Origin of the sequence: Maribacter chungangensis, from assembly GCF_042676845.1 — a bacterium.
In the GTDB taxonomy this organism is placed as follows: Bacteria; Bacteroidota; Bacteroidia; order Flavobacteriales; family Flavobacteriaceae; genus Maribacter; species Maribacter chungangensis.
In genome coordinates this window covers 494,721-506,061 of record NZ_JBHTHY010000006.1, presented here as the reverse complement: position 1 = coordinate 506,061, position 11,341 = coordinate 494,721, and the positions used below count along the sequence as shown (strand labels likewise).

The window sequence follows — 11,341 nt, the reverse complement described above, 5'->3', positions numbered from 1 at the left end:
TTAACAAACTAAAGGTCGCCATTGTTTTCCAAAAGACTTTCCTCTTTGTAGGTGGATACCAAAACAACACCCTTTTGTAATATCATATTATTCGGATAGGTAAGAATTTCGCCATTGTGTTTTCTTAAATGTAGGTGAAATGCCCTAATATCCTCTATTTTAAACGTGTCAAATTCTTTAGCCTCCGGCCCCGTTAACTCTTTATCCAGGATACGAATGGTATTTCCTATTTTGAAGGGAAAAGAGAAAAATATAATGACACCTGCAGTTATATTGCTCAAAATGGACCATTGGGCAAAAAGTGCGACGCCTATGACGGCAAAAATCGAGGATAGCAATACCCCAAGATCTTTATAGTTGACGCCCCAAACCAGGGTTAAAGCACCAAAGGCGGTAAGGGTAAGCACTATGGATATATACTTAACAATGAGATTGGTCCTAACGGGATTAAAGTCGCCTAGTTTGCCTACTTTTCTTGCTGCGGCACTGAATGCAATTTTAAGAATAAGCACTAGCACCAAGATTGCGATGCTCCATAAAAACTGGCTCTGATGGTTGGCAATGAATTCTGTCATAAACTTATAATCCTAGACTGTCTCGCAAAGATAAATGCTTATTCTTATTTTGATTCCAATAAGGTGTTTTTAATCGCTTTATTTTGGTGGCTGTAGACGTTAGTATTTTTTCATTGGCACCGTAACCGCTGGTAAAGGCATCTGTCCAGCTTTCAATTGAAAAAGGGAAGGTTTCGGTAAAATTGATGGTCAAGGTTCTGTTTAAGTCAGGATATTTGATTTCGTAACTTGTTATACCTTCCTTTGAGCTTAGTTTGGCATTGGCGTCGTAAGCCTTTAAATCCTTATGAGTCAATCGTATGAACTCCAGGGAAGGAATTATTTTAAATTTACCTGTGGGCAAGCTATACGGGTCTATTCTTATCTTGTTCCAGATTTCATCTTCCAGGTCTGTTTTTTCCAGGCGAATGTCTTCATCGGCTTCTGTTTCGAAGTAGGAATGTGAACTTATTTGAAACTCTTCCCGATTATTTAGCTGTGCGTATACTTGTCCGCACCACTCTTGCGAAGAAAAGGCCACTTTTAAGGCATGTTGATTATCGTGAACCGGATAAAAACTGCTGGTCATGATGGAGTAGGGGTATATACCGGTAAGGTAATTTTTGGTGGCGTTCAATTTTAAAATAGGAATATTATCTGGGTTCTTGCCGTCCGCTTTTACCTGCTTATCTTTTAAGAAGGGTTCGGTTACAAAAATTTTAACTGCTTTCCCCTCCCTGAGTTCCCCATATCTTGCCTGTTGCAAGGCATAGGAAGTTATTTCTGCATCTCCGGCATACCAGTATCCTTTAAAGTTTTTGGATAGGGCTTTCTTTGGAGTGTCCGGTGTTTTCTTCGCATCTACCGCTACCGGTTCTTCTTTTTTTTCTGTCAATTTCTCTTGGCAGGAAGTCAGTACGGTACTTCCAAAGGCCAAAAAAACTACGGAAAGTTCAATTGTTAACCATTTTTTAAACATAAGTTATATTTTGTTTTGGTAAGGGCAAATATAGCTCTATAGCCCTAATTTATCTGATATTTTAATAGTTGGAAACAACATCAATTAGAATAGAATTAATTCAATTTCAGCTGATTTTAAGGTGTAAGGTATTGCGTAAACTGTTAACCGAACCGTTTTTTCTACGTTTTCAAAAGCTTTTTAAAATTATGTAAAAACTATGGATTGGCAATAGCCCTTAACGTTTCGTAAACCATTTGTGTTGGTAGACCAACGACGTTCGTATACGATCCCCTTATTTCTTCAATAGCAATAAGACCGATCCATTCCTGTATTCCGTATGCACCTGCCTTGTCAAAAGGTTTATATCGTTTTACATAGTGTTCTATTTCCGAATCACTCAATTCCTTGAATTTTACATGGGTAGTGCTGTGTTTTGTTTGTTGCTGCGTAGCCGTTGTAAAACATACCGATGTAATTACCTCATGCCAATCTCCCGAGAGGCTATGCAGCATTTCCTTTGCTTCCGATGCAGATGTCGCCTTGGCCAAGGATTTTCCTTTGTGCCAAACTACGGTATCCGAGGTAATTATTATTTCTTTGGCCTGTATGTTACCTTTAAAGTGTTCCGCTTTCAATACGGATAAATAGTCCGAAATCTCTGCACCTTTTAACCTGTTGGGATAAACCTCCTCAACAGGTTTTAGCCGTATCTCAAAATCCAGTTCCATTTCCTCAAAGAATTTTTTTCTTCGAGGGGAGCCAGATGCCAAAATTATTTTATAGCTACCTAACTGATCCTTTAACATTTCTTAGTCATTTGCTGCACTAAAGTGCTGCATCCAGTCACCTCGTACTTTTAACACCTGCTCAATAACATCCCGTACACAACCCTTGCCGCCCATTTTATGGGAAATGTATTTGCTTACCGCCTTTACCTCTGGCACGGCGTCTTGCGGACAGGTTGCCAAACCAACTACCTGTAACGGAGGGATATCGGGTACATCATCGCCCATATACAGCATGTTTTTTAATTGGATATTGTGTTTTTTGGCATACGCTTCAAGGGCTTCGATCTTTAAATGGGAATTCATAAAGATATCGGTTACGCCCAATGCCATTAAACGTTTTTTTACACCTTCATTGGTGCCACCAGTAATAATGCAGACATTATACCCTTTGTTCATCGCCGTTTTAAGAGCGTACCCGTCCTTGATGTTCATGGTTCTCAATAATTCCCCGTCCGTATTCACTAGAATGTTTCCATCTGTAAAAACTCCATCGACATCAAACACGAATGTGGTAATATCCTTTAACTGCTCTTTGTAACTTATTTCCATACTTTTCCTGTTCTTTTGTAAGCCTTTGCGATAGGGCTTTTTTTATGATTGTAAGCGTGCTTTTATGCTGTTGCTCAAAAGTGTATATATCTCCCTTTGATTTTTTTCTTTAAGCAAATGCAGATGTGCATGTAGTGTTTTTAAATCTCCCCGTTTCGCGGGACCCGTTTGGGCGTCAATTGGGCTCATTGCCCTTATTTTGTCCGCAGTTTCTTGAATCAAGGGCTGTAACATTGAAAATTGAAGTTCGTTTTGTACGCAGATATCCCGTCCAATGATATACATGTAATTGGTGAAATTGTTCACGAAAACAGCAGATAAATGTAGTGCCTTTCTCTTGTTGGAATCTATGTTGGCAACCGTGTCACTTAAAATATGCCCTAATCGCTTTAGCAATTGAAAACTTTCCGCATTATTAGCTTCTATACATATAGGAATATTGCGGAAATCCAGTAGTTTACCAACAGTGAAGGTTTGTAAGGGATAAAATACCCCAATTCTCTCATGATTTTTTATATCCGATAGCGGAACAGCACCAGAGGTATGCACCAGTAAGCCTTTGAGACTAAGTTTAGAAGATACGGAACCAATGGCGTCATCGCTGATCGCCATAATATAAACGTCCGCCAATAGAAGTTCTTCATGAAACGTGGCAAGGGCCACCCTTCCTTTGAAATAGGATAGGCTAGATCGTTTTCTTCCCACCACCTGCATTATGGAAACGTCGTCTTTGGCCAAAAATGCCTCGAATAAATTTTGGGCCACGTTACCCGAACCTAGTATCGTAATGGAAATCATGTCTCAAAAGTACAAAGAATTATAGCATCGGTTTTATATAATAATTAACATAATTGTTTAACCTTTCTATGGTGTTTTACAATTCAAAAATCCTAAAAAGGGCTTATTTTTACACGTTGAAACCAACGTCTATTCCTATGACAGAATTATTCAAGAAAATTTTCTTCTCTACCCGTTTAATGGCAGTTCTCTTCATTGTTTTTGCCACTGCGATGGCAATAGGGACTTTTGTAGAAAGTATATATAGTACCGAAACGGCCCGTATTTGGATTTATAACGCTACTTGGTTCGAGGTAATTATGGTGTTTTTCGTTATTAATTTTTCCGGGAATATTTATAGATATCGTTTGTTGCGGTGGGAAAAATGGCCGGTTTTATTGCTGCACGTCTCATGGGTATTAATTATTATTGGAGCCTTTGTGACGCGCTACATAAGTTTTGAGGGAATGATGCCCATACGGGAAGGGGAGACGGAAAAGGTTTTCTATTCCGATAAAACCTATTTTACGGCACATGTAGATGGTGAAATTGATGGAGAGCCCAGAAGAAAAATCCTAGAGGATAACTTGATCGTTACGGCAGAGGATATACAGTCCAACCTGCCTTGGAAAGAAGATTTTAACGGTCAGGAATTCACCATTGCCTATTCCGGTTTCATTGCCGGGGCCAAGGAAGGGCTTGTTTTGGACGAGAACGGTACTGCTTTTTTAAAATTGGTGGAAGCGGGAGAAGGGCAGCGCCATGAGCATTTTTTAGAAAATAACAAGGTAAATAGTATACATGGTGTTTTATTTGCGCTCAATATTCCTACAAAGGGAGCCATTAATATCTCTACTTCCGAGGCGGGATATCAGATAGAGTCTCCTTTTGATGGTACTTTTATGCGTATGGCAGATCAATTACAGGGAAAACTGGTGAAAGACAGCATACAGCCATTAATGTTGCGTTCCCTTTACAATGCGGCGAATATGCAGTTCGTGATTCCGGATTCATTGGTAACCGGTAAAAATGGAATTATAGAAATCCCGGCTGCAGAGAAAACGGAAAATGATAGGGATGCCTTGATAATGAAGGTAACATCCAATGGAGAAACCAAAGAAATAAAAGTTTTGGGAGGAAAAGGGAGTACTAAGTTTTCGGAAAAGGTCAATGTAGGTGGCTTGGATTTTGCCTTACGTTATGGTTCAAAAGTTCACGAATTACCTTTTAGCATTCAATTGAACGATTTCATTGCCGAAAAACACCCGGGTACGGAGAGTGCCTATGCTTCCTTTATGAGCAGGATTACGGTAAAGGATGAACGTACGTTCGATTACGATGTCTACATGAACCATGTACTGGACCACAAAGGATATCGTTTTTTCCAATCAGGATTTGATCCGGACGAAAAAGGAACTACCCTATCCGTAAACCATGATTTCTGGGGGACATGGATTACCTACATCGGCTATTTTCTTTTGTATGTTGGGCTAATGGGCATTATGTTCTTTGGCAAAACACGATTTAAGGATTTGGCTGCATCTTTGGAAAAGGTAAAGAATAAGAAGAAAACCATGGTAAGTATGATACTGTTACTTATTGGTTTTTCTCTTCCGATAAGCGCTCAAGAACATTCAGAAGATGACGGTCATGACCATTCCGGTTCCACTACCAGTGTTGCCGCACCTGCAAAGGAACAGGTAGATTCTTTAATACGGGCAACTATTGTGAGTAAGGATCATGCGGATAAGTTTGGGAAATTGGTCATCCAGGATGATGGTGGCCGTATGAAACCGATCAATACCTTTGCCTCGGAGTTGCTTAGAAAGTTGAGTCTTAAGGATACGTATATGGGATATAACGCCGACCAAGTGTTTCTTTCCATGATGATGAATCCTGCGCTATGGTACAATACCGAGTTTATTGCCTTGGACAAAAAGGCGCAGAACGATAGTATCCGAAAAATAGTTGGCATTCCGTTAGGTAAAAAATATGTAAAGGCGACCGACTTTTTTGACGATAAGGGAAATTACAAATTGGAACCATTTTTAAGGGAGGCCACCGCAACGAACAATCCTAACAAGTTTGAGCAGGATTTTAAGGATGCTAACATTCGGTTAAGCCTTTTGAACCAAGCTTTGGGCCAGCAGATTTTGAAGATTTTTCCCTTGTTGGACGATGAGAACAATAAGTGGATTTCTGCCGTAGAATATAGGGGAGGACAATATCCAGTTTCCGATTCGCTGTATGCCAATTTTGTTAAGAATGCCATGCCTTATTATTTAATGACCTTGAGTACCGCTCAAAAATCTGGTGACTACACAGAAGCCGATAAACTTTTGGCTGCCTTTAACCAGAACCAACATAACCATGGTAGTGAAGTATTACCGTCGGATGCCAAAGTAGAAACAGAGGTCATTTATAACAAGTTGGACATTTTCAACAGGCTATATAGGTACTATCTTTTAGTAGGTTTCTTGATGTTCGTAATTGTAATATTACAAATATTCAAGGATAGGGAAATTTGGAAAGTGGGCATCTACTTTTTTAAGGGGGTTATCATCCTATTTTTTCTCTGGCATACGGCTGGCTTGGTACTGCGGTGGTACATATCCGGTCATGCTCCTTGGAGCGATGCTTATGAAAGTATCTTGTATGTTGCCTGGGCAACCATGGGTATGGGGCTTGCTTTTGGAAGAAAAAGCGACATGACTATTGCAGCAACTTCATTTGTTACAGCCATGCTATTATGGATTGCGCACCAAAGTTGGGTAGATCCCTCTATTGCCAATCTAGTGCCTGTATTGGACAGTTATTGGCTTATGATTCACGTATCGGTGATCGTGGGTAGTTATGGTCCGCTGACCGTGGGAATGATTCTTGGTGTTGTTACCCTTATATTAATGATACTTACCACGTCTAAGAACAAGAAAAAAATGACCATCAATATAAAGGAATTGACCATTATTAATGAATTGGCTTTGACCATAGGTTTAATAATGTTGACCATAGGGAACTTTTTGGGGGGGCAATGGGCTAACGAAAGTTGGGGACGCTATTGGGGCTGGGATCCAAAGGAAACTTGGGCCTTGGTATCGATTATGATCTACGCTTTTGTTATCCACACACGATTAGTACCCGGTCTACGAAGTAAATGGACATTCAATTTTTTAAGTGTTATTTCTTTCGCAAGCATTATGATGACCTACTTTGGCGTTAACTTTTACCTTGTAGGGCTTCATAGTTACGCTAGTGGGGCACAAGTAATTACACCCACCTTTATTTACTACACGGCTGCAGGTGTTATAATTTTGGGCGCGATAAGCTATTGGAGGTACAAAGTCCACTACACCAAGTAAACGAGGTCTTTCGTATCTTTAAGGAATAAAATCGGTTACTACAATGAGTATAAAAAAAAATGGGTTAAATACAATTTGTACCCACGTAGGGGAATTAGAGGACAAGCAACATAAGGGAGCGGTCTCTCCGCTTTACATGAGTACGTCTTATGCCTTCGACGATGTTGAAGTAAAGCGGTATCCCAGATATTTTAACACGCCTAACCAAGAAGGTCTTTGTAAAAAAATTGCCGCTTTGGAACATGCAGAATCCGCATTGATCTTTGGTAGTGGCATGGCAGCGGTAAGTACCGCCCTTATGGCATTTTTAAAAGCAGGCGATCATGTGGTATTGCAGCAAACATTGTACGGTGGTACTTATAATTTGGTAACGGAGGAGTTTTCAAAATATGGTATTGAATATTCCTTTACCCAAGGATGGGAGGCAAGCGATTTCGAGGAAAAAATACAAAAAAACACAAAGGTGGTGTATATTGAGACACCGTCTAATCCTTTGTTGACCATTACGGATTTGGCGGCGGTTGCTGCGATTGCAAAAAAAAATGGTATAGTTTCCATGATCGATAATACCTTCGCTAGTCCCGTAAACCAAAATCCGATCGATTTTGGAATAGATGTGGTCATCCACAGTGCTACCAAATACATGGGCGGCCATTCCGATATTTGTGCAGGCGCGGTAGCAGCAAGCGAGTTGCATATTGAACGTATTTTTCATCTGGCAAAAAATTTTGGAGGAAGTTTAAGCGACTATACCGTTTGGCTTTTAGAGCGGAGTATCAAGACCATGGGTATCCGCGTAAGGGCACAAAATGAAAATGCTATGGCTATGGCCAAATATTTATACGACCATGTAGCCATAGATGCCGTGTATTATCCCGGCTTAACCTCCCACACGGGCCATGAATTGGCAAAAAATCAAATGAAAGGATTTGGTGGAATGTTGTCTTTTGAGCTCAAGCCTTTCATTGATGCTTCCAAATTTCAAAAATCGTTGAAATTAATAAAATCCTCGATGAGTTTGGCCGGGGTAGAAAGTACGCTTTTATCACCTGCCCAGACTTCACATGCTCTTATGAGTCCAGAGGTTAGAGCCGAGCAAGGGATAAGGGACGGACTCATACGTTTTTCCGTTGGTATAGAGGAAGTAGAGGATTTGATGGAGGATATAGAACAGGCTATAGCCCATGTTAAATTGTCTACCGCAATTGCATAAGCGTATCTTGTCAGACTCAATTACGGTGCTATTGATTATAAAAGTTATATCAAGAAATAATGTGGCAATAAAAATTTGACTGGCACTACGTAGGACTTTTGAGTTTTCCTTAGGCAGACGCCAGTAAAACATAAGACTAAAAGAAATGACTGCACAAATCCCATAGAAGTAATAGCATAGGCTCCAAGAGCTACTGGCGAAGATTCCTATATGTTACGCCTTTTAATCGTATGCCAGATTATGGGTATATGGTTTTACCCAAAAATTTAATTTTAAAACGCTTATAAATAATAAATATGATCAAATTAGACATCCTTGTTTTTGGTGCCCATCCAGATGATGCGGAGCTAGGCGCAGGTGGAACCATAGCCAAAGAAATAGCGAACGGAAAAAAGGTTGGAATCATAGATTTAACGCGTGGCGAACTTGGAACACGTGGATCTGCCAAAATAAGGGATGCAGAAGCAAAGGCAGCAGCAGATATTCTTAAGGTTTCCGTTAGGGAGAATCTCGGATTCAGGGACGGCTTTTTTATCAACGATGAAACACATCAAATAGAGATTATAAAGATGATTCGGAAATACCGTCCGGATATTGTGTTGTGCAACGCGGTTGAGGATCGTCATATAGACCATGGCAAAGGCAGTAAATTGGTAAGCGACGCTTGTTTTCTAAGCGGACTCATAAAAATACATACGCAAATTGATGACATAAATCAAGATGCTTGGCGACCTAAAGTGGTATATCATTACATTCAATGGAAAAATATAACCCCTGATTTTGTCGTAGATATTACTGGTTTTATAGATAAAAAAGTAGCGGCTATTTTAGCTTATGGCTCTCAGTTCCACGATCCTGATAGTAAAGAACCGGAAACCCCTATCAGTAGTAAAACATTTATAGAGAGCGTAAATTATAGGGCTAGGGATATGGGGAGGCTTGTTGGCAAGGAGTATGCCGAAGGTTTTACTGTAGAGCGATTAATCGCTGTTGATAGTTTGGCCAGTTTGATCTAAGCACTTTTTTGGTATTCTTTTTTTGCCTTAGGAATGGTAAAGTAGAAACTGGACCCTATATTTGGTGCACTATCTGCCCATATAATACCCTTATTTTTTTCTACCATTTCCTTGCAAAGGGACAGACCCAGACCAGTACCTTTTTCATCATTGGTTCCATACGTGGAGTGTGTGGAATCCTTATTGAAAATTTTACCCAGAGTTTCCTCGTCCATACCAACGCCCGTATCTCTAACATGTACCTCCCAATATTGAGATTTTTGAACGGCACCAATGGTAATCGTGCCATTTTCAAAAGTAAACTTGAGCGCATTGCTCAACAAGTTACGAATTACAATATCTATTTGATTGCTGTCCGAATAGGTTATCGTATTCGGTTCGATTTTATTGATAAACGTGATAGATTTGCTTGAAGCCATTTCCGATAATAGTCCAATGTTTTCGGATACGATATGCTCTAAAGACGTTATTCCGGGAGTAGTAAACGAACCGTTCATTTGCGTTTGTCCCCAAGACAATAGATTATTAAGGGTAAAGGCTATATTATCGATATCTGTTTTTAACTTTGGTACAAAACCTAGAAATTCTTCTTTGTTCATTTCTCCTTCTTTAAAAAGCTTTATCAATCCTTGAAATGCCCCAATTGGACCTCTTAGATCATGACCGATAATAGAAAAGAGTTTATTCTTGGTCTGATTCACTTCTTTTAAATGAATTTCACTTCGCTCTAAATCTGCCTGCTTGGACAATAACTCTTTATTAAGCTTCTTTTGTATTTTTTCGTTTCTTCGAATAAGGAATATAATACAAAGGAAAATTGTAAGTACAAGCAAGGTCGCATACACATACATTTTTTGTTTGGCCAGGGCCTTGTTATTGTCAAGTATAAGCTGCTCTTTCTGTTGGTCGTATTCAAACTTCGTTTTTAAGAGGGTTAAACTTTTTTGATTTTCGCTTCGTGATAAGGTGTCCGATAGTTCTTGGAACAGCTCGTGAAAGTACAATGCCTTTTTATAATCTCCTTTATTCTTATTTATCGTGTAGAGGATTTTTGAACAGTCCTTTGTTCCGGACATATAGTCTAACTTTGTAGATAGTTCCAAGGCCTTGTTTGCATAAATTTCGGAAATACTATCGTTTTTTGCGCCCAGATTAGCTTCTGCCATTCCGTTTAGCAAAGCAATTTCTGCACGTTTATCCTCCAGGTTCTCATGTATAAGTTCGCTTTGTTTGTACCAATACATGGCCCAATTGTATTTTTGTTTTTTGAGATATACCTTGCCTTTTATTTCGTAGGCATAAGCCAACCAAGCCATTTTCTTCTGCTTTTCAAATATCCGGATACTGCTGTTTACGTTGAACATTGCCTGATCTAACTCACCCATATCGGCATACGCAGATGCCATATTGCTCATAGTTTCGGCCATGAAAACAGGGTCGCCAATTTCATCGTTAATTTTCTTTACTTTTTTATAGAACTTCATCGCCTGCTCAAAATCTTTTTGAGAAACATAAAGCTCCGCTATATTTTCGGTTAGGATAGACTGCATATTCATGTCTGTTACCAGTTCTGCAAGTTCTATACCTTCAAGATATAGTTTCAAGGCCATGGCATTATCGCCTTTGTAGGCAAATTCTCCGGCTAGATCGTTGATTGCGCCCAACCTTAAAAAAGAATCATCTATTTCATTGGCGAGTTCAGCAGCATATTCGTAATTATCGATTCCTTTATCGTGTTGGCCATTATCGGAATAATAGTTGCCTAGTTGTGTGTAGGCCTTGGATTGTCCAATTACATAGTCAGATTTTTTACTGAGCTGCAAAGCTTTTTTTGCTAACAAATAAAGGCTGTCCGAATTATAGAAACGCTGTTTTTCGGCTAAGTGCAATAATGTATTTATGTAAGTAGTGTCTGATTCCGAAAAATTTTCATCCGACTTAAGCGAACCAGTTCCGACTAAATTGTCTTTGGTACTATCTGCTTGGGCATAAGAACCTAAGAAACAAAAAAAAAGGGCAAAAACGTAATGTATTGCTGACTCGCTCAGCGTTTGTTTTGTACTATAGTAATAGGCCTTACTAAACATTATAATCTTTGGTTAAAGAAACCTAAAATTAAAAGAT

At 39.4% G+C, this 11,341-nt stretch carries 9 protein-coding genes; 3 read left to right on the top strand and 6 right to left on the bottom strand.

Annotation, left to right across the window (positions count from 1 at the left end; translation table 11 throughout):
• Positions 1-8: 8 nt before the first annotated feature.
• From ACFQZJ_RS10275 to ACFQZJ_RS10255, 5 genes are all read right to left on the bottom strand, one after another.
• Positions 9-575 (bottom strand): mechanosensitive ion channel domain-containing protein, encoded by a 567-nt coding sequence (locus ACFQZJ_RS10275; RefSeq protein WP_379934346.1) that lies wholly within the window; start codon positions 573-575, stop codon positions 9-11.
• Between the two features lie 4 nt (positions 576-579).
• Positions 580-1,533 (bottom strand): septum formation inhibitor Maf, encoded by a 954-nt coding sequence (locus ACFQZJ_RS10270; RefSeq protein WP_379934344.1) that lies wholly within the window; start codon positions 1,531-1,533, stop codon positions 580-582.
• 197 nt (positions 1,534-1,730) lie between these two features.
• Entirely contained in the window at positions 1,731-2,321 is a 591-nt protein-coding gene (locus tag ACFQZJ_RS10265) for a Maf family nucleotide pyrophosphatase (protein ID WP_379934342.1), read from the bottom strand.
• A gap of 3 nt (positions 2,322-2,324) precedes the next feature.
• Positions 2,325-2,852, bottom strand: coding sequence for a KdsC family phosphatase (locus ACFQZJ_RS10260; protein WP_379934340.1), 528 nt, complete (start codon positions 2,850-2,852; stop codon positions 2,325-2,327).
• A 42-nt stretch (positions 2,853-2,894) separates the two neighbouring features.
• On the bottom strand, positions 2,895-3,650 hold the full coding sequence (locus tag ACFQZJ_RS10255; RefSeq protein WP_379934338.1) for a Rossmann-like and DUF2520 domain-containing protein: 756 nt from the start codon (positions 3,648-3,650) through the stop codon (positions 2,895-2,897).
• Between the two features lie 137 nt (positions 3,651-3,787).
• Between ACFQZJ_RS10255 and ccsA the strand changes: the two genes are divergently transcribed.
• From ccsA to bshB1, 3 genes are all read left to right on the top strand, one after another.
• Positions 3,788-6,988 (top strand): cytochrome c biogenesis protein, encoded by a 3,201-nt coding sequence (gene ccsA, locus ACFQZJ_RS10250; RefSeq protein ID WP_379934335.1) that lies wholly within the window; start codon positions 3,788-3,790, stop codon positions 6,986-6,988.
• A gap of 43 nt (positions 6,989-7,031) precedes the next feature.
• On the top strand, positions 7,032-8,201 hold the full coding sequence (locus ACFQZJ_RS10245; protein ID WP_379934334.1) for a trans-sulfuration enzyme family protein: 1,170 nt from the start codon (positions 7,032-7,034) through the stop codon (positions 8,199-8,201).
• Positions 8,202-8,500: 299 nt separating this feature from the next.
• Positions 8,501-9,217: a bacillithiol biosynthesis deacetylase BshB1 gene (gene bshB1, locus ACFQZJ_RS10240; RefSeq protein ID WP_379934434.1), complete on the top strand. Its 717-nt coding sequence runs from the start codon at positions 8,501-8,503 to the stop codon at positions 9,215-9,217.
• Here the strand turns inward: bshB1 and ACFQZJ_RS10235 are convergent.
• The gene (locus ACFQZJ_RS10235; protein WP_379934332.1) at positions 9,214-11,304 is read right to left on the bottom strand and encodes a tetratricopeptide repeat-containing sensor histidine kinase; all 2,091 of its coding nucleotides are present in this window, start codon (positions 11,302-11,304) and stop codon (positions 9,214-9,216) included. The two genes, bshB1 and ACFQZJ_RS10235, sit on opposite strands and share 4 nt — an antisense overlap.
• Positions 11,305-11,341: the final 37 nt, after the last annotated feature.

Bases quoted from the DNA above. Each gene is read 5' to 3' on its own strand.
- ACFQZJ_RS10270 (WP_379934344.1), bottom strand. From the start codon at position 1,533: ATGTTTAAAAAATGGTTAACAATTGAACTTTCCGTAGTTTTTTTGGCC.
- ACFQZJ_RS10265 (WP_379934342.1), bottom strand. From the start codon at position 2,321: ATGTTAAAGGATCAGTTAGGTAGCTATAAAATAATTTTGGCATCTGGC.
- ACFQZJ_RS10260 (WP_379934340.1), bottom strand. From the start codon at position 2,852: ATGGAAATAAGTTACAAAGAGCAGTTAAAGGATATTACCACATTCGTG.
- ACFQZJ_RS10255 (WP_379934338.1), bottom strand. From the start codon at position 3,650: ATGATTTCCATTACGATACTAGGTTCGGGTAACGTGGCCCAAAATTTA.
- ACFQZJ_RS10275 (WP_379934346.1), bottom strand. From the start codon at position 575: ATGACAGAATTCATTGCCAACCATCAGAGCCAGTTTTTATGGAGCATC.
- ccsA (WP_379934335.1), top strand. From the start codon at position 3,788: ATGACAGAATTATTCAAGAAAATTTTCTTCTCTACCCGTTTAATGGCA.
- ACFQZJ_RS10235 (WP_379934332.1), bottom strand. From the start codon at position 11,304: ATGTTTAGTAAGGCCTATTACTATAGTACAAAACAAACGCTGAGCGAG.
- ACFQZJ_RS10245 (WP_379934334.1), top strand. From the start codon at position 7,032: ATGAGTATAAAAAAAAATGGGTTAAATACAATTTGTACCCACGTAGGG.